Origin of the sequence: Oceanicoccus sp. KOV_DT_Chl (assembly GCF_900120175.1) — a bacterium.
Lineage (GTDB): Bacteria > Pseudomonadota > Gammaproteobacteria > Pseudomonadales > Dasaniaceae > Oceanicoccus.
Window position 1 is genome coordinate 165,305 of sequence record NZ_FQLF01000001.1, and the last position, 24,297, is coordinate 189,601.

At 45.2% G+C, this 24,297-nt stretch carries 19 protein-coding genes and 2 pseudogenes; 14 read left to right on the forward strand and 7 right to left on the reverse strand.

Annotated elements, in window-relative coordinates; all coding sequences use genetic code 11:
* The first annotated feature begins 53 nt into the window (after positions 1–53).
* The 5 genes from UNITIG_RS00795 to UNITIG_RS00815 all read left to right on the forward strand — a co-directional run bounded on the left by UNITIG_RS00795 (position 54) and on the right by UNITIG_RS00815 (position 7,362).
* Complete coding sequence (locus tag UNITIG_RS00795) at positions 54–881, forward strand: alpha/beta fold hydrolase (RefSeq protein ID WP_101756661.1); 828 nt, start codon at positions 54–56, stop codon at positions 879–881.
* Between the two features lie 152 nt (positions 882–1,033).
* Positions 1,034–1,948, forward strand: coding sequence for an SDR family NAD(P)-dependent oxidoreductase (locus UNITIG_RS00800; RefSeq protein ID WP_200821129.1), 915 nt, complete (start codon positions 1,034–1,036; stop codon positions 1,946–1,948).
* Between the two features lie 313 nt (positions 1,949–2,261).
* Positions 2,262–3,461 (forward strand): efflux RND transporter periplasmic adaptor subunit, encoded by a 1,200-nt coding sequence (locus tag UNITIG_RS00805; protein ID WP_101756662.1) that lies wholly within the window; start codon positions 2,262–2,264, stop codon positions 3,459–3,461.
* On the forward strand, positions 3,458–6,568 hold the full coding sequence (locus tag UNITIG_RS00810) for an efflux RND transporter permease subunit (RefSeq protein ID WP_145999041.1): 3,111 nt from the start codon (positions 3,458–3,460) through the stop codon (positions 6,566–6,568). The genes UNITIG_RS00805 and UNITIG_RS00810 overlap by 4 nt, the downstream gene beginning before the upstream one ends.
* Positions 6,569–6,681: 113 nt before the next feature.
* Positions 6,682–7,362 carry an SDR family NAD(P)-dependent oxidoreductase gene (locus UNITIG_RS00815; RefSeq protein WP_200821130.1) on the forward strand — a complete coding sequence of 227 codons (681 nt, stop codon included), beginning with the start codon at positions 6,682–6,684 and terminating at the stop codon, positions 7,360–7,362.
* 240 nt (positions 7,363–7,602) lie between these two features.
* Here the strand turns inward: UNITIG_RS00815 and UNITIG_RS24820 are convergent, their stop codons facing one another.
* The 7 genes and pseudogenes from UNITIG_RS24820 to UNITIG_RS00845 form a co-directional block, all read right to left on the reverse strand.
* Positions 7,603–8,112 carry a hypothetical protein gene (locus tag UNITIG_RS24820; RefSeq protein ID WP_369809135.1) on the reverse strand — a complete coding sequence of 170 codons (510 nt, stop codon included), beginning with the start codon at positions 8,110–8,112 and terminating at the stop codon, positions 7,603–7,605.
* Positions 8,089–9,083 (reverse strand): annotated as a pseudogene (locus tag UNITIG_RS23235) (AMP-binding protein); the annotation flags it as partial. The pseudogene UNITIG_RS23235 and the gene UNITIG_RS24820, both read right to left, overlap by 24 nt.
* Before the next feature lie 137 nt (positions 9,084–9,220).
* Entirely contained in the window at positions 9,221–9,898 is a 678-nt protein-coding gene (locus UNITIG_RS00825; RefSeq protein ID WP_101756665.1) for a TetR/AcrR family transcriptional regulator, read from the reverse strand.
* Positions 9,899–9,974: 76 nt separating this feature from the next.
* Positions 9,975–10,976 (reverse strand): phosphate acyltransferase, encoded by a 1,002-nt coding sequence (locus tag UNITIG_RS00830; protein ID WP_101756666.1) that lies wholly within the window; start codon positions 10,974–10,976, stop codon positions 9,975–9,977.
* Positions 10,977–10,994: 18 nt separating this feature from the next.
* Positions 10,995–11,327 (reverse strand): hypothetical protein, encoded by a 333-nt coding sequence (locus tag UNITIG_RS00835; RefSeq protein ID WP_101756667.1) that lies wholly within the window; start codon positions 11,325–11,327, stop codon positions 10,995–10,997.
* A gap of 1 nt (position 11,328) precedes the next feature.
* Positions 11,329–12,699 carry an acyclic terpene utilization AtuA family protein gene (locus UNITIG_RS00840; RefSeq protein ID WP_101756668.1) on the reverse strand — a complete coding sequence of 457 codons (1,371 nt, stop codon included), beginning with the start codon at positions 12,697–12,699 and terminating at the stop codon, positions 11,329–11,331.
* 35 nt (positions 12,700–12,734) lie between these two features.
* A complete protein-coding gene (locus UNITIG_RS00845; RefSeq protein WP_101756669.1) occupies positions 12,735–13,517 on the reverse strand; it encodes an enoyl-CoA hydratase/isomerase family protein in 783 nt (260 codons plus the stop codon).
* Positions 13,518–13,913: 396 nt separating this feature from the next.
* Between UNITIG_RS00845 and UNITIG_RS00850 the strand changes: the two genes are divergently transcribed.
* The 9 genes and pseudogenes from UNITIG_RS00850 (at position 13,914) to UNITIG_RS00890 (ending at position 24,168) form a co-directional block, all read left to right on the forward strand.
* Positions 13,914–15,398: an acetyl/propionyl/methylcrotonyl-CoA carboxylase subunit alpha gene (locus tag UNITIG_RS00850; RefSeq protein ID WP_101756670.1), complete on the forward strand. Its 1,485-nt coding sequence runs from the start codon at positions 13,914–13,916 to the stop codon at positions 15,396–15,398.
* 1 nt (position 15,399) lies between these two features.
* Complete coding sequence (locus tag UNITIG_RS00855; RefSeq protein WP_159931013.1) at positions 15,400–15,906, forward strand: acetyl-CoA carboxylase biotin carboxyl carrier protein subunit; 507 nt, start codon at positions 15,400–15,402, stop codon at positions 15,904–15,906.
* 155 nt (positions 15,907–16,061) lie between these two features.
* Positions 16,062–17,287: pseudogene (locus UNITIG_RS00860) on the forward strand (acyl-CoA carboxylase subunit beta).
* A 252-nt stretch (positions 17,288–17,539) separates the two neighbouring features.
* Positions 17,540–18,715, forward strand: a complete 1,176-nt coding sequence (locus tag UNITIG_RS00865; RefSeq protein WP_101756672.1) for an acyl-CoA dehydrogenase family protein — start codon at positions 17,540–17,542, stop codon at positions 18,713–18,715.
* A gap of 12 nt (positions 18,716–18,727) precedes the next feature.
* A complete protein-coding gene (locus UNITIG_RS00870; RefSeq protein ID WP_101756673.1) occupies positions 18,728–19,810 on the forward strand; it encodes a TIGR03617 family F420-dependent LLM class oxidoreductase in 1,083 nt (360 codons plus the stop codon).
* Positions 19,811–19,858: 48 nt separating this feature from the next.
* Complete coding sequence (locus UNITIG_RS00875) at positions 19,859–20,722, forward strand: SDR family oxidoreductase (protein ID WP_101756674.1); 864 nt, start codon at positions 19,859–19,861, stop codon at positions 20,720–20,722.
* 35 nt (positions 20,723–20,757) lie between these two features.
* Positions 20,758–21,555: an SDR family oxidoreductase gene (locus UNITIG_RS00880; RefSeq protein ID WP_101756675.1), complete on the forward strand. Its 798-nt coding sequence runs from the start codon at positions 20,758–20,760 to the stop codon at positions 21,553–21,555.
* 25 nt (positions 21,556–21,580) lie between these two features.
* A complete protein-coding gene (locus UNITIG_RS00885) occupies positions 21,581–22,375 on the forward strand; it encodes an enoyl-CoA hydratase/isomerase family protein (RefSeq protein WP_101756676.1) in 795 nt (264 codons plus the stop codon).
* 2 nt (positions 22,376–22,377) lie between these two features.
* A complete protein-coding gene (locus tag UNITIG_RS00890) occupies positions 22,378–24,168 on the forward strand; it encodes an acyl-CoA dehydrogenase C-terminal domain-containing protein (protein WP_101756677.1) in 1,791 nt (596 codons plus the stop codon).
* The last annotated feature ends 129 nt before the right edge of the window (positions 24,169–24,297 follow it).

Here is a 24,297-nt window from a genome sequence, read left to right on the forward strand (position 1 = left end):
GTGCGAGCAAATCTCTTGCTCGCATTATTTAGAATAAGTCAGAGGATAGGTAGATGGGGTTAAATGGAGTATTACCTGAGGGTAATTATGCAGATTGTGCTAACGGTCACCGTATGCATTATCTTGATGTTGGTGAAGGTCCTGTAGTCGTTTTTCTTCATGGTTCGGGACCTGGTGCCAGTGGCCACAGTAATTTTAAAGGTAACTATCTTTGGCTGGTGGAGCAGGGTTATCGCTGCCTGGTACTTGATCTTGTCGGCTTTGGTTTTTCTGATAAACCAGATGATGTTGATCATCCGCTGTCCTTCTTTGTGGAATGCGTCAAGCAAACGCTGGACGTGATTGGTGTTAAAAACTGTGCGGTAGTGGGGAATTCTTTAGGTGGCGCTATTGCCATAGGTCTTGCTCTGGAATGCCCGAAATTAGTAGAGAAGTTAATTCTGTTAGCGCCTGGTGGCATGAGTCCAACAGAAGAATATATGGAAATGAGCGGCATGCTTAAAATGATCGAGGTATATGGTTCCGGTGAACCTATTACAGCGGAGGTCATGAAGGAGTTATTTTCTTTTGGTTTAATGCACGACCCAAAATATGCCACAGATGAGCTCGTGGCTGAGCGGTTACAGATAATGGAAATCATGAATTTCCACGTAATGATGACCATGCAAATACCTCATTTGGTAGAAAAACTTCCAGAATTAGCTTGCCCGGTTTTAGCATTCTGGGGTACCAATGAAAGAATGATGCCTGATAGTGGAATTTTGGGGCTGGCAAAAAATTGTGAAAATTTAAAAATGATTCTCGTATCGGAATGTGGTCATTGGGTACAGGTGGAGCATGAAGAAATGTTCAATCGTGAATCTCTTGAGTTTTTGTCTTAAATCTCTCAGTGCGACTTAAATTGAGCTCAGGCAAACCGAAGTGATTTGGCTTTGAAGATTAATGCTACTGGATTAACTCCGCCGATACTAAAATATGTTGCGGACTATTCGGGGCCAACAATCTCTTTTAAGTTAGGTAAGGTGTTTATTGCTTGGTTGTAACTGCTGACACTGACATATTATTGGAAACACAAAAAATGAATGACTTTAAAGGTAAAACTGCCGTTGTAACTGGCGGTGCCAGTGGCATTGGTCGCTGCCTCTGTGATGTTTTTGCTCGAGAGGGTATGAATATCGTTGTCGCAGACATAGAAGAGAAAGTTTTGGATGTGGCTGTCTCAGAGCTTATTGCAGCGGGTGTCAATGCTATTGGTGTTGTGACAGATGTAACTGAACCGAAATCGGTTTTGGCATTGGCTGACAAAGCCTTCGAGGTCTATGGCAATGTTCATATTCTTTGCAACAATGCAGGAGTAGGCATTAAAGAAGCTGCTCGCCGAATCTGGACATTGACCCCTAACGACTGGCAATGGGGTTACAGTGTTAATGTTATGGGTGCTGTGAATGGAATTAGTGCGTTCGTTCCCCGTATGTTGGAGAATGGGGAAGAGGGTCATGTTGTCAATACTACGTCAGGCAATGGCGGATGTTATCCTTTTCCAACGACACCTATTTATGCGTCTTCAAAAGCGGCTGTGACTAGTTTAACAGAAGTGTTGCATTACCAGTTTTTGATGGATGCAGCGTCGATACAGGCACACCTGTTATACCCTGGGCCACATCTAGTTAATACTCAGATACTTGCTTCACAGCGTAACCGTCAGGAGGCTTTCAAAGATGACGACGAGGTTGAAGATTATCTGTCCATGGAAGATTTGAAGAAAGCGAGTGTCGGTCAGGATGTCGAATTCAAATTGACTGAGCCAGCTGAGGTTGCAGAAAGCTGTATAGAAGGTATTCGCAATGGTCAATTCTGGATTCGCCCCTATATTGACGAACATCAAGAGAAGATTAAGGCCCGTTGTGAAAGCCTCTTGAACAATACCAATCCAATACTTGCCGGTTAGCGATATTATCCAACCTATCGTTTGATATTAACGTTATCAAACGATAGGTACCAGGTCAGTCCGGTTAAGGTGAATGGTTAAAATATTATTTTGCCAAGCTTGTTATTGGACGCAGTAATTCTGTGATTAACGCTACTTGGTTACTTTAGTTAAGAAAGAGCATTTGTAACTTGCGAGTTCGCTGTAATTAACGCAATTTTTTATTCTAAAAGCACGAGCCATTAATCCGCGTTATAAACGATTAATTCAAAATATTGGGGATAAAAAACAGCGCTGTCCCACTCTGCAATTTTCCTCATAATGGAGTTTATCCATGCTTGAACGCTTGTGTTGCAGCACTATCATTCCTCTACTTTTATCTTCAGTTCTACTCGCTAGCTGTAGTGATAAGCAGCCCGTTTCCGGAAAAAAAATTGTGGAAGACGCACTACAGGTGCAAACCTTGATGTTGCAACCACAACACTGGCGCAGTAGCTTCGACAGTTATGGATATTTAGAATCTACTGAAACTGTTGATATTAGTATTGATTTCTCCGGCACTGTTCGAGAAGTAAATTTCAAGGAAGGAGAAGTCATACGTGCTGGACAGGTACTGATCAGACTGGATCGAAAAAAGCAGGAATTAAAACTCAAGCAGGCTGAAGCCTATCTGGAAAGCGCCAAAGCCGAGCTGAGTAAATCCCAGAGCACTTACCAGCGCCATCGTAACTTGGTGACCACTGGCGCACTTTCACAGGAGCAGTTCAAACAAAGCGAAGCAAACTTTACCCGTGCAGCCGCTGCGCTGAGTGAAGCCGAAGCAGCGCTGGCGCTGGCGCAACAGGATTTACGCGAAACAACCATTATTAGCCCTGTGGATGGGATCGTTGACCAGCGCAATGCGGAGCCAGGGCAAACTGTACTACCAGGCAATTCATTAGCTGTAGTTGAAGTTACCGATACCCTGCGTGCGGTAACCTATGTGAGTCAGCGCGAAGTTAACTTGTTGCGACTGGGTGAAGTAGCTGCCATGACCTGCCCTGGTGTACCAGGTCGAGAATATATAGCTCGCGTGGAGTTGGTCGGTAATAGTGCCGACCCGCAAACAGGTAATTTTGAGGTGAAGCTGACAGTAGGTAACAATGACCGTCAGCTCCGTGCAGGTATGTCAGTGAGGTTACGCCTTAAGGGTATGTTGAGAGAGAACACTATTCTTATTCCAGAGGCGGCATTGGTGGATAGAAATCGGCGCCGGGTAGTTTTCCGAATTGCTAATGGTCGCGCACAGGAAGTAGAACCGATGATTGGTGTAGGTGGGGATGGCCAAATCCCCATTTTTTCTGGACTGAGAGCGGGTGATCAATTGATTCTGGGGCCATTGCCGCTATTGCAACATGGCAGCCTGGTTACATCCAAAAACAGTGAAGATACTAGTGCTGATACTCAGCCGTATAACAACACGGAAATTTCAAGAGAGCTTACTGAAAGTGTGCCTGTCACTGCTGAAGAAAGTGTTGAGAGTAGCGCCAAGTGAAATCTCTTATTGCATTTTTCGCTCGTCGTACGTTGCTGGTCAATATGATTCTAGCCATGATAATAATGGCGGGAATTATGGTGTTACGTTCTCAGGAGTACAGCAGTTACCCGTCAATGGATCTCGGTAACTTCACCATTACCACCATTCAACCCGGCGCTAGTGCCAACGATGTCGAGCTATCTGTCACAGTGCCATTGGAGGAACAAATACTTGAGTTGGACGGGTTAGATGAAATGGTCTCCAGTAGTATGGAGGGCGTCTCTAGTATTTTGGTTAAGGCAAACCCTGATAATAACGTCAGTCAAAATGCCAAATTTGCAGTTGACCTGCAAAAGGCTATTGATCGTGCTGATGCCCACCTACCTAAGAACCTGCCGTTAAAGCCTGATATACATCGTCACAATCCGGATGTTATTCCCGTCATGGAGTTATTGTTACATGGCAATGTATCCGAAGAAACGCTTCGGCATACCGCACGACAATTACACACAGAGCTGATGCAATTACCTGATGTGGCCGGTGTTGATAAAGAGGGTTATAGAAACAAGGAAGTAAAAATCTTACTCGACCCGCAGCGGGTACACCAGTTGGGCATCAGCTACGATGAAATAATTGCTGCGGTTACTGGCCGAAACGTACGAGATTCCGGAGGCTCTCTTAACTCATTCAAAAGTGAGAAAGATATTATTACGGTCGGCGAGTTTCGCGATCCCAAGGAGTTAGCCGAAGTTATCATTCGGGTCAATGGCCCCGCCAATTATTTACGTGTTCGTGATATTGCTGAAGTCGTTATTGATTACGAAGACTGGAGTATTCAATCATTCACAGATGGTACGCCGGGTATTAGTCTGTTGGTAAAAAAAGAAGCCGATGCCGATGGTCTTAAGGTCGCCAGGCAACTGCGTGTCTTTGTTGAAGAAGCCAATCTGCGATTGCCACATGGCGTTACATTATCTACGTTTAATGATACTACACGTTACACGCGCAACATGCTGACTTCGCTGGTGAATAATGCAATCGCAGGCATTATTCTTGTATTTCTTGTGCTCATGTCTTTTTTTCCCTTTCGCTTTACCATTTGGGTTGCGGCGGGAATTCCTACTGCAATTATGCTGGCGTTTATCTTTATGGTGTTTTTTGATATGAGCATCAATCAGACCAGTATTGGTGCTTTAATCCTGATGTTAGGGATATTGGTGGATGATGCTATCGTTGTCGCTGAAAATATTTTCCAACACAAAGAAGCGGGTGAAGACCCTATCAATGCAGCTATTAATGGTACCTATGGAATAGCTGCACCGGTGCTTACTAGCTCTGCAACAACGTTGTTTGCTTTTGCGCCTTTGTTATTTTTATCCGGTATTGAAGGCAAGTTTATGTGGGTTATTCCCGCAATGGTAATGATGGTGTTGGCGGCCTCGATACTGGAATGTAATTTGATGTTGCCCGCGCATATGGCTTCGGCACTAAAATCACAAGATAAAAAAGCCGCCAAGGGTTTTCGTAATTGGTTTAAGCCGGTTGAAAGGTTCTATCGTTGGTGGCTAAGCCATGTTCTCAGTCATCGTTATTTGGCATTTATCGCAACCACTATTGGCGCTGTTCTGATAGGGTGGGTCAGCATTCAATCGATAGACATAAACCTTTATCCCGATGGGGATATCGATAATATTCTAATCAAGACAGAGTTACCTGTAGGTACTTCGTTTGAGCAAACCCGTAACGCTTTGGCATCGATGGATGCAGAAATTAGAGCCCTGGTAGCGGCCGAAGATATCCTCAATATTAAATTTACTGTTGGCCATCATGACAACGGTGACGTAAATAGTGTGACGGAAGGGCGCCAGCCTTCATGGGGTTTAATTAGCATATTTTTAGTGCCTTTAGAGGAGCGCGAAAATGATGCCCTAAGCATTCTTTCCAAGTTGAGAAAGAATTTTTCCAACCGCGAAGATTACAATAGTATTGTGGTCGAACCCTATCGCAATACGCCGCCAACTGGGCGTTCGGTCGAGGTGGATATTATTGGCAATCATGAGCACCGCTATCTAGTGGCCGATGCGCTCACTAATCTGTTGCAAGCACAACCGGGTGTTAGTGAAGTCTGGACTACTTACAGTCCCGGTAAAGACCTGATTGAGCTTGAGCTTAATCACGAGGCAATTGCCGATTATGGTCTCACCGTTTCTAGTATCACCCGCGCAGTGCGCATTGCTTTTGATGGCCTGTTGATTGATGAGCTCCAAACCGTGGATGAACGTATTAAATTCCGCTTGCAATTTCAGCAGCCGGAACAGGGAAAACTGGAAACGCTATATGGCCTGACGATCATCAATAATCGTGGTGAGCCAGTGTTATTACGCAGTGTTGCCGAGCTAGTCAGTCATCCTGGTGAATCGTCTATTCGCCATTTTTTCGGTGATCGTAGTATTACCGTTTATGCGGAAATTGATAAATCTTTTATTTCCGTTGCTAAGATTAATCAAATTGTTACCAGCTATATAGAAGATAATCAATTACGCGCTCGCTACCCACAGCTTCGTATTCTGCAGGGCGGTGAGGTGAAGCGACAAAAAGATGCGCTTGGCAATGTGGGTAATGCGGCGGTGTTAGCAATGGCTGGAATTCTGTTTTTGCTGGTATTGCTGTTTAGCTCTGTTAGCCAGCCGTTGTTGGTGATGCTGGTTATTCCATTGGGTATGGTTGGTGTTTTTCTAGCTTTTGCGGTGCAGGGTTTTGATTTAAGTATGTCGGCTATGGTGGGAATGACCGGTTTGGCAGGGATATTAATAAATGACTCTCTGATTATGATTGATCGTCTAAACAAAAATAGAGGTGAGGGGCCGTTAAGTCAGCGACAAATTGTAGACGCCGCTGGTTCGCGTTTGCGCCCCGTTTTTATTACGACACTAACAACCGTCGCGGGTTTATTTCCTGCTGCCTATGGCATCATGGGCGACAATTCTTTTTTACGGCCGATGATTATGACGATGTTCTGGGGTGTTTTATTTGGTAGTCTAGTTACGTTGTTGTACTTACCTTGCTTGTACGCTATGGATCAGGACTTTCGACGCTGGCTGAAAAAAATACGAAAAACTGTCTGAGTTTTTGATTCAATAGTATATTAAATTTTTTCATTGATTTCTGGTGAGATACACATAATTATTTTGATAAATATATAGCAGAAGCCTTATAGACAGGGCTGGAGAATATGTTAATGGATTTAAAGAACAAAATTATTGTAGTCACGGGTGGTTTGGGTTCGCTAGGGCGAGCTGTATGCAACGCTGCAGTTCAGGCTGGTGCCATCGTTGTCGCCGTTGATGTTGTTGAGGGTGAGGCTGTAGCCGGGGTGGAGAGTTCGCCTGCCTTTGATTTGGGGGATGCTGAAGCTACTAAAACGGGTCTGAGTGCAATCGCGAAAAAATATGGTCGTATTGATGCTTTGGTGAATGTTGCTGGTGGTTTTCGCTGGGAAACAGTTGCTGACGGCTCTATTGAGACTTGGGACTTGCTGTATCAAATGAATGTACGTACCGCTGTTAATGCGAGTCGCGGTGCGTTAGCATTTTTTCCTGCCAGTGGGGGACGTATTGTCAGCATTAGCGCAGCCGGTGCAATGAAAGCAGATCTAGGTATGGGGGCATACGCTGCATCAAAATCTGGTGTGGCCCGGTTTACTGAGGCGCTTGCGGAAGAGTTAAAGCCGCGTAATATTACTGTGAATGCAGTGCTGCCGAGTATTATTGATACGCAGCCTAATCGAAATGATATGCCTGATGCTGATTTTTCAACTTGGGTCACGCCGGCAGCTTTAGCGGATGTAATTCTGTTTCTATTGAGTGATCGCGCAGACGTAATCACTGGTGCTTTGATTCCGGTAACTGGAAGAGTTTAAGAATACCTTAACCGTAAATTTTGAGCAGATATCGAAAAATTTAAGATGGCAATCGTTGGTTAGAAAAATAGCAAAGTAATAGGAATAATAAATTATTTTAACCAAGTCTTTATCTTATCAGCCATAGTGATTGATTTTCTATTTGGCTGAGTAAGTTAAACGTTACTTCTGCGGCGCTTATCCGGATAATTTTCCGTAAAGATATCCGGATAATTGTTTGCAGTAGAGTAGAGTTTTTTTCTAGCTATTGTTCTCACAGAGCGTTTTTCGAAGGTCAGCTTTTAATATTTTTCCCGCACCCGATATGGGTAGGGGTTCTTGCTGAAATGTTATGCTTCGTGGGCACTTAAAAGCGGATATTAATGTGCGGCAATGTTCAATAAGTTCAGCTTCCGCAAGTGTTTTTCCTTTTTCGAGCATCACTATTGCGTGTACCTGCTCACCCCATTTTTCACTAGGTATGCCGATCACGGCACACTGTTCGACAGCAGGATGTTGATAGATGGCATTTTCTACCTCTATCGAATAAATATTTTCTCCTCCAGAGATTATCATGTCTTTTACCCTGTCGAGAATAAATAGAAAACCTTCTGCATCCAAGTAACCGCTGTCGCCAGTATGGAGCCAGCCTGTTTGTATTGTTGCTGCCGTTTGTTCAGATAAATTATAGTAGCCCAACATCACATTTGGCCCGCGCACACATATCTCTCCGACTTCATCTGCTGTAAGTACCTGATTATTTCCATCCATTATGACAAGGTCTATTCCAGGCATGGCGCGCCCAGCGGATTTTAATTTTCCCGAGAGAGGACCATCTAACACATGATATCTGGATGCTAGACCGGTAATGAATGGAGCTGTTTCTGTTTGGCCGTAAGCTTGGAAAAACCGGGTGTGGGCAGCATTTCAAGAGCTTTGCTGATTACAGCTTCAGGCATGGGGGAGGCCCCATAGAGTATGTCGACAAGTGATGATAGATCGTATTTTTTAAAAGCTGGATTATGGACCAGCATATTAATCATTGTGGGTACTAACATTGATTGCTCAATCTTAGCGCTTTCGACCGTTTGCATGAATTTTTCGGGATCAAAGCTGGCAATGAAGTGGTTTGACGCTGCAACCAGGGTTGATGCTAGGCACTGAGAAGTACATGCAATATGAAAAATTGGGGCGGCATGAAGGATGCGCTTGTTTGCCTTCAGGTTTAGAAAAGACGATGACTGCAATGAGTTGGCTACTAAGTTTTGGTGGCTTAACATGACACCCTTTGATCGACCGGTAGTACCGCCGGTGTAGTAAATGGCAGCCAAGTCATCATTGCTGCGACCTGCGTCATCAACAACACCGTATTCGAGTAGCTGTGCATACTCGATATAGCCACTGGGTGCGTGTTCTTGTTCCATGTATATCAGCGTTTGCAAGTCTTTGAGCTGAGGTTGTAACAGTTTAACTCGATCGGCAAAGTTGTTGTCGACCAGTATTATTTTTGCTCCGGAGTCCTCAAGCCAATACGCTATTTCTGGGTCTGCCAGGCGACAGTTAATGGGTGTAATGACGCCGCCGGCCCAGGGAATGGCAAAGAGGTTTTCAAAGTAACGTTCACTATTATTGGCCAGAATAGCAACGCGATCTCCAGGTTTAAGTCCCTGTCTTTGGAGGCCTGCAGCGATACAAGCAATTCGTTTGCGTAGTTCGGTCCAGCTAGTCTCTCTGTCATCCATTGCGCAAGCAATGCCATTGGGATTAATCTGGGCTGCACGGTTTAAAATTTGAGTTAGCGAAAAAATGGTCGGCCTCCTGATAATATACAATTTAAGCGCTTTGCATTAATAATGAATAAGCAGTAGCTGGATTATTGTTAGAGTAATTTGTTTAATTTTTTGATCAGTCTTGCTGCTTCACTGCTTTCAACTTCCGTGGTATGTACTCGAATACCATTAAAGACCATGTCAGTGAAATCTTTAGCTGTTTTGGCAACATCCAGAGTTTCTCCATCGGATAATAAATTCCATAGTGCGTGCTCGATACTACCGTAGACAGTATTAGATACCATGGAGATGGATATCTCAGGATTAATTTCGCCATTGGCTACCCCTTCCTGAATGACTTGCCTCAGTGGGGCAGTATAGTTACGGTTAAGTTGATATATGTCTTTGCTAAAAGCTTTGTCCAGGCCGCGAGATTCCCGGAGGATAACGGCACAAAGCGGGGCGTTATCACTAATTACTTTCAGGTGATGCCAAATAACAAAATGGAGGCGGTTGCGAGTACCTTGGATGCCAGTGATTTCTTCATAAAGACTTTCAGTAATTCCGTTGTAAAAATCTTCCATCACTTTTAAAACTAACTTTCTTTTGCTACCGAAATAATGAAATATTGTACCTTCAACGATATCAACTTTTTCGGCAATCTCAGAGATCTTGGCTTGCTCGTATCCCTGCTGCTCGAAGGTTTCTCTTGCGGCTTTTAAAATAGATGCGATACGAACATTTTTATTCTTCCTTGGTGATTTTTTTCGTTCTAATGCGTCTGACATAATTGTTCCAGTATGTTTTTTTGGGGTGGGCACTCTTGTATTAGGAATAAAATAATCCTTTGTGCAATGTTGAGCACTACACCTCACAGATCTCACCCTGATGGTGAGGCTGAGGCTTTTTCTTTTGTTCTATTGATAGCACGGAAGCAATAACTGCGGCGTCTACGATATCATTTTGTTTGCAGCCTCGCGATAGATCTACCCACGTTTTTCTTAGTCCTTGTAGTACTGGTCCAATCGCGTTGGCGCCCCCCAGATGTTCGGTGATTTTATAACCAATATTGCCTGAGTTTAGGTCGGGAAAAATAAAGACATTGCCTTGTCCCGCTACAGGCGAGTCAGTAGCCTTAATAGCGCCGATATTAGCAACAAAAGCGGTGTCGAATTGTAGTTCGCCATCAATACAAAGTTCAGGTTTTTGGGATTTTACGATAGATAAAGCTTTGCGAACGGTATCAATGCTTTTGTGTTGTGCTGAGCCTGTGGTTGAAAATGAAAGCAGTGCCACTTTGGGGGTTTGCCCTGTTAGAGCAAAGTGGGTTGCCGCACTATCGATAGCTATTTGAGCCAGTTGTTCTGCTGTTGGACAGGGGTTAACTGCGCAATCCCCGTAGGTTAATACACAGTTCGGTAGCTCCATCAAAAATGCGCTGGATAATAACTGTGAGTCTGGAATCAGGCCGATGCCTTGAATGGCGGCTCTTAACACATTGGCGGTAGTAGCGATTGAACCTGCAATACCTGCATCTATATAGCCACAGCGGGTGAGTAGAGCAGAGAGTAGTAGTGGATCTCTCAGGTCTTGTTTAGCTTGCGCAAGGGTGATGTTTCTGCTTTCGCTAAAAGTGGTCGTGGCTAAATCAAACCATTCGGGGGCATCGGTTTGTTCCCAGAAAATTTCACAGTCGGGAATTTTCGGGTTTGAGGTGTTGAGTAGCACGGGTTTGCATAAGCCTTGCTCGACTAATATACCGATTGCCCCTATCACCCTTGGGTCAGATTGCTCGGGAAAAATAATTCTTTGAGGTTGGCCTCGAGCTTTCCTTCGGAGTAAGTCGAGTACACTAGTAGTTGTCATCGCGCTTTAAACCTAAGACTAACTTAACAATTCATCTGGGACTTCCAGGGTCATATGCAGCAGTCCTAAGCCATGTGCTTTACCTTGTGCGTCAGTTAGTAAGGTCTCTGTGCCGCCTCCGCCGAGTGAATTGCTGAGTAAAAAATTCAAGGATTGGAGGTTAGGTAGCTCATAGCGCACGACTTCGCCAAGGCATATCTCGTTAAAAAAATCTTTGACCACTGAGCTGGTTAATGTTTCTTGCAGAAAGTTATAGAGTGCAGGGGAGTTGGCCATGACCCCGATGTTACTGTCGTCGCCTTTGTCACCAGAGCGAGCAATCGCAATATCCATCAATCTTACTTGTGCCATGTTAAATCTCCTTCACCGTAACCTGTGTGCTAACTTTGGTTTTATCAATTAGTGCTGGCCAGTAACCGACAACCTCGGTAGCTCGTGCTCGCCCGCCTGCAAACCCTGTAATTCCTGGGGGGCCTGAAGTTAATAGTGGTGCGATTTCTGCGCCCAGAATATTTAGCTGATCCCGGTTGTCTCCTTTAGCACCCACTCGCATCATGATTTCATGTGGTTGTTCGGCGGCAGGAACCAAGCCTTTGTAAAGCACGTTGGTGCCGAATAATTCCAGGAAGCGGTCTTCTTCTGCGATCACCGCGCCATGCATTGCCATGCGTTCAAACACCATATCTGCCAGAACGTGCGCCTTCTCAATGGCATCGGGACCTGCGATGCAGAGGGTGCTCAAAATTTTATAGCCGCTTGAATAGGACATGGAAACTTTGTAAGTGGGCGTTGGGGCATAGCCTTTTATGCCGGAAATGGAAACTCTGTTGGTGTCTTCCTGGGCGATTTCAATGCTGGTGAAATCAGCAATACAGTCGGGACCGAGGTAGTTTTTTGGATCGCCCAGTTCGTAAAGTAATTGTGATGTGACGGTTTCGACTGAGACCAGTCCACCGGTATTTTCGTGTTTGGTCACTACAAAGCTGCCATCATCGCTAGCTTCGATGATGGGGTAGCCAATACGCGCCATATCGGGAACATCGCGCCAATGGGTGAAGTTGCCGCCGGTGCACTGGGGGCCGCATTCAATGATATGGCCCATGATGGTGCCAGCAGCCATTCTGTCATAGTCTTCCATGGACCAGCCGAACTCATGGATCAGTGGCGCGAGGACAAGCGATGGGTCGCTAGCGCGCCCAGTGATGACAATATCGGCTCCCTGATCTAAGGCGTCTGCGATGGGCTTGGCACCAATGTAAACATTAGCGCTGCTGATGCGGTCGCGAATTTGATCAAGATTATCGCCGGTTTCAAGGTTATTAAATAACTCTCCGGATTTTATGAGCTCGGGGAGTGTGTCGAGGATATCATCGCCTTCAACGATACCAACACGGATGCCCGTAAGCCCGAGATCGGTGATTACTTTTTCAATAGCCTGAAGGCAGGCCTTTGGGTTTACGCCTGCAGCGTTGGCGATTACTTTGATACCCTTTTGCTGGCAAGTGGGCAAAATCCTGGCGAGCATGGTAATAAAATCCAGTGCATATCCTGCTTCCGGGTTGCGCATTTTTTGTTTTTGCATGATGCTCATGGTGATCTCAGCTAGATAGTCAAAAGTCAGATAATCTACTGGACCTTCTTCTACCAAGCGGATTGGCCCAAGCAAGCTGTCTCCCCAAAAGCCTTGTGCATTGGCAACACGCACCATCTTTTTGTTGTTCACTCTTTTCTCCTGTTGTGATGTTTGGCTAGACGTTTTTATGTCCAGTTGGGTGGGCGTTTTTCAAGAAAGGCGCTGAGACCTTCCCGGCCTTCATCGGTATGGCGAATGTCAGCGATGAAGCTCACGGTGTCTTTAATCATTGACTCGGTGATATCGCCAGCAGCCACATCAAAGATAATTTGTTTGGCTTTTTGCATGCCTGTTGGGGCATTTTTAAGGAGTGATTCCACAATCGTGTCGACGGTAACATCGAGATCATCAGCAGAAACAACTTCACTCAGTAAGCCTATCGCCAACGCTTTTTCAGCGCTGATAACTTCTGCAGTAGTAAAAAATCTGCGGGCAGCTCTAGTACCGATAGCCCGGACAACATAAGGCGCAATAGTGGCAGGTGCCATGCCTACTTTGACTTCACTAAGTGCAAAGCGGGCGTTCGGTGTACCGATTGCGATGTCGCAGCAGCTGACAAGACCTACGGCGCCTCCAAAGGTAGCGCCTTGCACTCTGGCAACAGTTGGTTTGGTCAGGAAGTTGAGGGTCTTCATCAGTCGCGCTAACTGTGCGGCGTCAGCCAGGTTTTCTTCGTAGCTGTTGCTGCTCATTCGTTTCATGTAGTTAAGATCGCCGCCGGCAGAGAAGCTTTTCCCGCTACTGGCAAGCACGACGACGCGCACTGCCGGGTCGTCATTGGCCCGATCAAGAGCCTCAATCAGGCGTATTGCTTGATGGTCGTCGAAGGCGTTGTGTACTTCGGGTCGATTCATCGTGAGTCGTAGCACTCCATTGGGTGAGAGTTCGACCGCTAATTGAGTAGGCATGGCTGATCCTTTTGAAGAAATGTCAGTACATTTAAATGTTAAGTGTGAGTGGAGCCTAGCTCTGTCAAATTAGCCAATAGCTTATTATGTTGGACTCAGTTTATATGGGGTAGTTTTTCTGTCAAGCTTGGGAGTGTGGTTTTCGATTTAAGGGGTTGATAAGATTAAAATATAAGTTATTGATTTTATTAAATTAATATATTTTTTACAAAAATATGAGTTATTTTTTATGTAAAAATAATTCATATTTGTTGAGTTTGACTCAAAATAACAATATATTGCGCATTCAGATGCCGTATTTGGTAGCAGAGTGATCGTCGTTGAGGCGCTGTGGTTTGGTTTTGCGGTCTGTGTCCGCAAGGTTCTTGTCAGGTAGTTGGTTAGCATGATGAATGTATGAGTATGGATAAGCTGTTTTCGAAAGTATTGATTGCCAACAGGGGGGAGATTGCCCTCCGGGTGTTGAGCTGTTTGCAGAAAATGAATATCGCCTCTGTGGTGGTTTTCCATGATAGTGACAGGAATTCTCCAGTTGTCCGCCAGGCTGATGAAGCGGTAGAGATTACTGGGGAGTCGCCGTCGGCAGCCTATTTGGATATTGCTCAAATAGTTGATATTTGCCAGAGCTTTGGTGTTGATGCGGTGCATCCTTGTTACGGCTTTCTCGCGGAAAATGCCGAATTTGCTAGAGCGCTAGAGGCTGCGGGAGTCTGTTTTATTGGTCCGTCGCCCGAAGTCATTGAGCTAATGGGAGATAAGATTCGATCTCGTGAGTTTGTTGTCGAGCATGGTTTTCCTGTTGCTCCTTCTGTTGTGATGGATGCTGACGAGCCGGGCTTTCTGGATGCGGTTTCCCATATGGGTCTGCCGCTAGTGGTTAAAGCATCTGCTGGTGGTGGTGGCAAGGGCATGAGTATTGTCAGGTCCCTCGATGAGCTGTCCAGTACATTAAAAGTTGCAGCGTCTGAGGCCGAAAAATATTTTGGCGATAAGCGCGTGTACGTCGAGCGTTATTTTGATAGCGCCAGACATATTGAAGTGCAGATATTGGGCGATGGAAAGCGTGTTATTCACTTGGGGGAGCGCGAGTGTTCTGTGCAGCGCCGCTTTCAAAAAATCATAGAGGAGTCACCTTCACCTGCGTTGGATGAGGCCTACCGTGAAAGTCTTTGTGAAGTGGCTGTCGGCATTGCACAAGCTGCAAATTACAGTAGTGCAGGAACAGTAGAGTTTTTATATACCCCGGAAGGCGAATTTTTCTTTCTGGAAATGAATACTCGTATTCAAGTCGAGCATGCCGTCACTGAAATGGTGACAGGTATTGATTTAGTTGCTGAGCAAATTCGAATCGCTTCAGGTCAGGGGCTTGGTGTTAGTCAAGACAAAATAAGCCTCCATGGGCATTCTATTGAATGCCGTATTTGTGCTGAGGATACTTACGATAACTTTTTGCCTGAGACGGGTAAGGTTCTTTATTTACAAGAGCCAAGTGGCAAGGGTGTACGTTTCGATAGTGGTCTGTATCAAAATCAGTTAGTCACTACAGCCTATGACCCGATGTTAGCCAAGCTCGTTGTGCATGCTTCTTCACGTGAAAAAGCTATTGAGAAGGCCATTAAAGCGCTGCAAGAATTCGTATTGCTTGGTGTAAAAGTTAATACTGATTTTCTAGTGCAGGTACTGTCACATGACGCATTTGTGAGTGGAGAATTCGATACTAATTTTATTACTAAATACGCTGAATACTTAACCGCTAGGGAGGCAACGCCTGATGAGCGTGTTGCGTTGTTATCTGCTGTTGTGCTCGCGGATAGGGCTATAAAAACGATGATGGAGAAAACGCCGGCCCCCTATGGAGCTATTGGATGTTGGAGAAATTAGTATGCAGCCAAAATATATTTTGAATGGCGTCACGCATACAGCTGCACCTGTTCGAGTAGCAGATGAAATTACGCTGAATATTGATAGCCACTTAGTATCTGTCCGTATAGAGAAACTTGGTTTACACCACTATGAATTATTTTTAAATGGTGTTCATTATCCATGCTATGTGGCACAGGATGGCGAGAATATTTTTATTCATATGCATGGCAAGAGTTGGTCACTTGAGTTGGCTAGTGAGTTTTCTTCAGCGGGATCTGGTGAAAATGTTGGTGGAGGTGTAGTGCGTGCACCGATGCCTGGTGTTGTAGTTGATGTTTATGTCGCTAATGGTGATCAGGTTGTTGAAGGTCAAAGTCTCATGTTGATTGAAAGTATGAAGTTGCAGACAGAAGTCAAAGCAGCTATCTCTGGCATTGTTGATCAAGTAAATGTTGAGAGTGGTAATACATTTGAAAAATCCTCTGTTTTAGCATTAATTGCGGTTGCTGAGGGTGAATTAGCATGAGAAAAATTGCATCGAAACTGAATACTCACTCAGATGAGTTTAAGCAGTACAGCACGCACAATAAAAAAATACTGAGCGAGTTTTATGAGCGGCAGGATGCTGCTAGAAATAAGCGCCCTGATAAAGACATTCAGCGCTTGCTGCGGGATAAGAAAATGCTGCCCCGAGAGCGATTAGAGCTGTTGCTTGACCCTGGTACACCTTTTTTGGAATTTTCTTCATTGGCTGCGAACTGTGCTTATGATGGAGAGGCGCCTTCGGCGAGCTGTATTACTGGTTTAGGTATTGTCAGTGGTAGGGAAGTGGTTATCCATGCTGGTGACGCTAGTGTGAAGGGAGGAGCCTGGTATCCCTTAACAGTAAAAAAAATTGTACGGGCTTTAGATATTGCCATTGAAAATAAACTGCCGGTTATCCATTTGTGTGATAGTGCGGGCGGTTTTTTACCACTGCAATCCCAGTTATTTGGTGACAGTAATATGGCTGGGAGAATATTTCGTAATCAGGCCATTTTGTCAAAAATGGGATGCAAACAATTATCGCTAGTTTTTGGCCACTGCACTGCGGGCGGTGCTTATATCCCGGGGTTATCTGATTACTCGGTGATTGTTGAAGGAACAGGTGCAGTTTTTCTAGGTGGTCCGCCACTGGTAAAAGCGGCAACCGGAGAAGATGTCAGTGTTGCTGAACTTGGTGGCGCAGCTATGCATACATCTGTCAGCGGTACTTGTGATTATTATGCCAAGACTGAGCGCGAAGCTATAGCTATTGGTCGTGAAGTTGTATCCCAGTGGGATGCGCCAAAAAAGTGGGCCTGCCAGCGTGATACGCCTGAGGCGCCTTACTACGATCCAGCAGAGCTTTACGGGATTATCCCCGACAACATAAAAAAACAATTTGATATTAAAGAAGTTATTGCCCGGATGGTGGATGGCAGTCGCTTTCATGAATATCAGCCTGATTATGGTGAAACCCTGGTTTGTGGTTTTGCAAATATCTGGGGCTATAAAGTTGGCATCCTTGGTAATAACGGAGTTTTGTTGAACGAGAGCTCTCTTAAAGCCGCGCATTTTATGCAGCTGTGTAATCAAAACCATACGCCTTTAGTTTTTTTGCAAAACATTACGGGCTATATGATTGGCAAAGAATACGAGCAGCGGGCATCACTAAGGATGGTGCCAAGATGATCATGGTACAGGCCTGTTCTGACGTGCCTAAATTTACGGTTATGACTAATGGCTCATTCGGTGCGGGTAACTACGGTATGTGCGGTCGTGCATTTGATGCGCGCTTTACGTTTAGTTGGCCCAATAGTCAGATCTCGGTTATGGGGCCGACCAAGCGGCAAACACACTTGTTACGATCAAGCTCGCGCAGTTAGCTCGGGAGGGCGTGAGCCTTCTGCTGAAGAGATTGAGCACATTCGTAGCCAAATTACTGACGACTTTATTCATCAAAGTAGTGCCTATTATGCAACATCTGAAATTTGGGATGACGGCATCATTGACCCTGTGGCTACTCGTAATGCGTTGGGAATGTCGATAGCCGCATCATTGAATGCGCCGATAGCTGACGGTCGATATGGCGTCTTAAGGCTGTAGTTATAAATTCTAAGATTTAAGGATCATAAGTTATGTCATCAATTAACGCCTTCAGTTTGACCGATGAGCAGCAATCTCTGCTCGATCACGTGGACCGTTTTGCCCGTGAAAAAATTTATCCATTAGCACAAAAGATGGATGACGAAGAATGGTGGCCTGAAGATATTTTTAAAGAAATGGGTGAGCTTGGGTTATTGGGAGTCACTGTCGATCCGCAATACGGTGGTGCCGGTATGGATTTAGTGAGTGCAGGTCTAATAGAGCAGGCATTTTCTCGTTGGAATCATGCGCTTGCATTAAGCTGGGTTGCTCATGATAACTTATGTGCCAATAATATTTACCGTAATGGTTCAGAGTTTATACGTAAAAAATATTTACCCAAGCTATGTTCAGGTGAGCATATTGGTGCGCTTGGCTTAACTGAGCCCGGTGCTGGTTCTGATGCACTCGGATCGATGCGCACAACTGCAAAACGAGAGGGTGATTATTACGTTTTAAATGGCAGCAAAATATTTATTACCAATGGACCTATTGCTGATGTGTTGTTGGTTTACGCTAAAACTGACCTCAATGCTGGTAGTAAAGGAATTTCTGCTTTTGTAGTTGAAAAAGATTTTCCCGGTTTTAGTGTTGCCCAAAAGCTAATTAAGATGGGTTTTAGGGGGAGCCAGACTGCCGAACTTGTATTCGATAATTGTCGCGTGCCAGTAGAAAACATTGTGGGTAAAGAAAACGAAGGCCATAAAGTGGTTATGAGTGGCTTGGATCTTGAGCGTGCAATGATATCTCCCCTTTTGCTTGGGATTTGTGAGCGCGCACTGGATCTATCGGTTGAGTACGCGAATACACGTCAGCAATTTGGTCAGCCTATTGGCAACTTTCAGATGATACAGTCAAAGCTTGCAGAAATGTATGTAGGTCTTGAAACCATGCGAACCTTTACCTATCAGGTGTTAAGTGAGGCGGCGCAGGTGGAAGCCGGTGAGGGTGGGCGTGGCAAAATTCATATGCAAACGGCGGCATCGGTAATGTATGCCGGGAATACTTCAAATCGTATTTTGGATGAAATGGTACAGATTCACGGTGGTTATGGGTATATCTGGGAATCTGAGGTTAACCGATTATTTCGTGCGACGAAGTTACTGGAAATAGGGGCAGGAACTACTGAGGTTCGCAAACTAATTATTTCTCAGGCACTGCTGAAGTAATCGGGGTTTATCATGAATCGCCAGCCTGTTAAAAACCTTAAAGTTGATGGCGCAATATTCCCCGGTACTGATAATTTGCATTTGTATGAAGGCGATTTATCGATAGTGCCAGAGCGAGCTCGGCTGTTGGAGAAAATGGGGTTTGATGGTGTTTTTACGCTCGATACTAACATCGACCCATTTTTTAATTTGTTATTGGCGGCAGAGCATACCGAGCGACTTGAATTAATAACTGGTGTCGCCGTTGCTTTTGCACGTTCGCCGATGACGTTGGCGCAGCAAGCCTGGAATTTACATAAATATTCTCAAGGAAGAGTGATTTTAGGTTTGGGGACGCAAGTCAAAGCTCATATTGAAAAGCGTTTTAATATGCCCTGGCACGGGCCTGCTATGCAGATGCGGGAATATGTGTTGGCATTAAGAGCTATATGGCATTCATGGCAGACCGGAGAGCCTTTAAAGTTCAGGGGGGAATTCTATCAGCATACATTGATGACACCAGTTTTTAGTCCTGGTGCTATTAGCTATCCAGCGCCAAAAATTTATGTAGGGGCACTGGGTCCAAAAATGGTAGAAGTCGCTGCAGAGGTTGGTGACGGTATTTATGGCCACCCTTTTAATACTGTGAAATTCATCCGAGAAATGCAGTTGCCTAGTTTGCGTCGCGGACTGGAGAAAAGTGGTAAAGATTTTTCTGATTTTGATATGCCCGCGATGATCTTAACAGTCACTGGGCGTAATAAAAAAGAAATGTCCATCGCGGAAAATGCAGTCAAGAGACTGTTGGCGTTCTATGGCTCAACACCGGCATATTATCCGGTGCTTGAGGCGCACGGTTGGGGTGAGTTGGGGCCGCGTCTAAACCAGATGTCCAAGCTTGGTCAGTGGTATGAAATGGCTCAGCTATTTAGTGACGAAATGATGCAGGCGTTTTGCGTTATTGGTGCGCCTGAAGATATTCCTGATTTAGTCGCGCAACGCTGTGATGGAATGGTTGATCGTCTCACTCTTTATGCACCATACCCTTCTGCTGATGAGATATGGCCAGAGATAGTTCGAGGCATTCAATCCAGGCCTGGAAAAACGTTGATTTAAGTAGCAGTCAGATATTTTTAATTACTAAAAATAGATAACGAGTAAATTATGGCTGAACAACATAATACCTTTGGTATGAGCAATGATGAAATGGCAAGTCGTAAGACGGTCTATGCCAATGACACGTTTGCGGGCAAGCGGGTATTGATTTCAGGTGGTGGTAGCGGCATAGGTAAAGCGTCTGCCTGGCTTTATGGTCGACTGGGAGCCAATGTGGTTATCTGTGGTCGTACTTTGGAAAAGTTAGAGTCGGCAGCGGCTGCTATGTGTGACGCAGGATTAAATGTTACAAGCTATCCCGTCAATATTCGTGACCCGGAAAATGTTGAGCTGTTATTTGAAACCGTGTGGGAGAAAGAAGGTGCCATCGATATTGTAGTTAATAGCGCAGGCGGCCAGTTTCCGCAGCCGGCTCTCGACTTTTCTCCCAATGGCTGGAAATCAGTTGTAGATACTAATCTTAATGGTACCTGGTTCATGATGCAGGCGGCTGCCAAAAAATGGCGGGATCATAATAGGCCGGGCAATATCATCAATATGGTTGTCGTCATTGATCGGGGTATGTGGGGGATGGCTCATACCTGCGCGGCCAGAGCGGGAGTTATTTATGCGTCTAAATCGGTGGCCGTAGAGTGGGCGCCGCTGAATATTCGTATTAACTGTATAGCGCCTGGGATTATAAATACTGAGGGAATGAAAGTTTACCCAGATGAAGCACGCTCACACTTTACCAGATCTAATGCCATGCGACGGTTTGCTTCTCCGTGGGAAATTGCTGAAGCCTGTGCATTTTTAGGAAGTGATGCCTCTAACTTTATGACCGGCGAGGTAATCACGATGGATGGTGGTGGTCATCTATGGGGCGATTTATGGCCTTTAGGTAAGCCTGAGTATTTCAAAACCGGTGATTAACATTTTTATGGTCGCTGACTGCGGGTAATTACGCGATGTTTACAGAATATATTTTAGAAAATAGAACGGCATTTATCTCCGGTGGCACCAGTGGGATTAACTTGGGTATTGCGAAGGGGCTTGCAAAGCTTGGTGCAAGGGTCTGTGTCATTGGGCGCGATCTGACAAAAGCGCAAAAGGCTGCGACAGAAATTATGGCTGAGTCTGGCGTCGAGGCTATCGGCCTGTCTGCTGATGTTAGAGATTACGAGGCGGTCGAAGGTGCGATGAAAATTGCCTGTAATCGTTTCGGCGAGCTGGATATCGTGATTGCCGGTGCCGCCGGTAATTTTTTTGCACCTGCGGTTAGTATTAGCTCAAAAGGTTTTAAAACCGTTGTCGATATTGATTTGATAGGTACCTATAACGTATTTAAAGCCGCTTTTGATTGCTGTAAAAAACCCGGCTCCTCTTTTATTGCAATTACTGCAGGGCAGGCTGTTAATCCGATGCCTTATCAAGCCCATGTTTGTGCAGCTAAGGCTGGTGTTAATGCCCTGTTAAAAACGCTGGCAATGGAGTGGGGTGCTGCTGGTATTCGGGTGAACGGTATTTCTCCAGGGCCTATTGAGGGAACTGAAGGTGTTGAGCGGTTAGCACCAACCGATGAAGAAAAGAATGCGATTATAAAAAAAATTGCGCTGCGTCGTTTTGGGCAAGCTGAGGATGTTGCGAATGCGGCTATTTTCCTCAGTTCCTCATTGGGCCAATATGTAACAGGGGCTATTTTTGATATTGAGGGTGGATTTCAGCTAGGTGACTCTTCTATGGATTGTCTTTCCCCAACACGTTAACACAAAAAATTGATGGAGCTGTACAGTGGAAAATAAATTTATAGATATTGTTGAGTATGAAGGTGTTAAGGAAATCATACTTAATGATGAACACAGTTTAAATAGTCTGTCTGAAAATTTGTCCCGTGAACTATTGGCTGAAATTAACAGTGCCGAGGCTGATCCAGACGTAAGGGTTCTGGTGATTAGTGGGCGCGGTAAACTGTTTTGCTCAGGCGGTAATCTGAAAGAGTTTTTAGCTGCCGGTGATCAAATAGCGGTTTCTATCGATCGATTGATTGAAGAGGTATATAACCCGTTGGCGAGTTGTATTCGAAATTTATCCAAACCGGTGTTGTCGGCGATCAATGGTTCAGTAATCGGTGCAGGGGTTGGCTTGGCGTTATGTGCCGATGTGGTTTACGCCTCTGAAGAGGCTTCATTTACTTTGCCGTTTGTCCCTCGTATGGGATTAGTACCCGATTTCGGTAGTTCCTGGTTATTACCGCGTTTGTTGGGCGGGAGTAAAGCGGCGGCGATGATTTTGACCGGAGAGTCGATGACGGCGGCTGAAGCAGAAAAAGCCGGAATGATTTGGAAAGTAGTAGCAAAAAATGAACTGTCTTCGGTAGTGAGAGAAGCGGCTATCAAATTATCGAAGTTGCCACCAGAGGCGGTTGCACTTGCCAAACAGGCTCTGAATGCCGCCCAGACAAATAGTTTTGATGAGCAACTAGAGCTTGAGCAAGAGTTACAAGTGGCCTGTTTTCGTGGGCGCGAAGTGCAGGAAGGGATTAGTGCTTTTGCCGAGCGTCGTGAACCCAATTTTAGTGAGCTATAGTGATGGCAGTTTATAAAACACCTCTTCGTGATATGCAGTTTGTAATGAACGACGTCTTGGATTGCAATTTACACTATCAAAATATTGGCGCTGAAGACACGACGCCCGAGATTGTGGAAACGGTATTGGAAGCAGCAGCAAAATTTATTGAAAATGAAGTCGTTCCTTTATATCGCAGTGCGGATGAGCAAGGTTGCCGTTGGGATAATGGCCAAGTTGTTACACCAGATGGTTTTATAACGGCTTACCAGCAGTTTATTGCTAACGGGTGGATGGGACTGTCACAGCCGGTTGAGTATGGCGGGCAGGGTTTACCTTTTTCTTTAAATTATGCAGTGCAAGAAATATTATTGGCAGGGAATCCTGCCTTTAGTACTTACCCGATTGCTTTATGGGGGGCTATCAGTACGGTCTGTGCCCACGCGAGTGAGGAGTTGGTAGAGCGTTATGTTCCTTCAATGGTATCAGGTGCCTGGGGGGGAACCATGTGTTTGACTGAGTCCCATTGTGGTTCTGATCTCGGCTTATTAAAAACCAAAGCTGAACCCGATGGAGATGATAGTTATCGTATTACTGGTACTAAAATATTTATTACCACGGGCGAGCACGATATGGTCGAAAACATTGTGCATATTGTGTTGGCGCGCTTACCAGACGCACCATCTGGAGTGAAAGGAATCTCTCTATTTATGGTGCCTAAGATAAATGTTAATGATGACGGCAGCCTTGGGTCACCAAATAAGGTGGCTTGTGGCAGTATTGAACACAAGATGGGGCTAAATGGCAGCGCCACCTGTGTAATGAATTTTGATGGGGCTAAGGGTTACTTGATCGGTGTGCCTAATCAAGGTCTCAATGCGATGTTCACGTTCATTAATGAATCTCGTATGGCCGTTGCGCAACAGGGGCCAGCCACTATGGAGCGTGCTTATCAGGGTGCATTAGCTTATGCCAAGGAGCGACTACAAATGCGAGCTCCTGTGCGAAAACTCCCTGACCAACCGGCAGATCCTATCCTCGTTCACCCTGATGTTCGCCGTATGTTGCTAACTCAAAAAGCGCTGGCCGAAGGAGGGCGTTTGATGACGTTTCAATGTGCACAATTGTTGGACGTGGTTAAGGATAGTGTCAAACCTGATGACGTGGCATTGGCAGAAAAGCGCCTTGCACTATTAACGCCTATTGCCAAAGGTTTTCTCAGTGAGTTGGGGCAGGAAGCTGCGGCTTTGGGGGTGCAGGTTTTTGGTGGCCACGGTTATATCCGCGAGTGGGGTATGGAGCAAATTATCCGCGATGCTCGCATAGCGACTATCTACGAAGGTACGACTGGTATTCAGGGGTTGGATTTATTAGGTCGAAAAGTCCTAGCTGGCGAGGGCGCGTTACTTAATCTTCAGGTTGAAGAAATGCGAGAATGTTGTCTGCGTTGCGCAGATACTCCGAGACTTCAATATTTCACGAGTATTCTCAATAGTAAAATACAGGATTGGTTGCAATTAACGGCGAAAATTGCAGAAAAAAGCCATGATTCCAACGAAATAAATGCTGCTGGTGTCGATTACTTGATGTTTTCTGGTTATACCTTGATGGCCTATTGTTGGTTGCTTATGGCTGAGGCAGCCCAGCAGGCTATTGATCGAGGTGACGAAAGTGGCTTCTATCATTCGAAGCTAAAAACCGCGCGTTTTTATTATGAACGAATTCTGCCTCGCACTTTATCGCACGCCCAAGCGGCGCTCTCTGGAGCTGAAGGCCTGATGGCATTTGAAGATGAGGATTTTTGCGCTGAATGATGTAGAGCGTATGACATTGCTGATTAAGATGTTTTTATGCAACGTTAGTCTGTTTCTTCATGAGGTGGTGGGAAAATTAAAATTGCAGTTTCAAAAAATAAATTTTCCCTTATGCATATCGAAAATGTG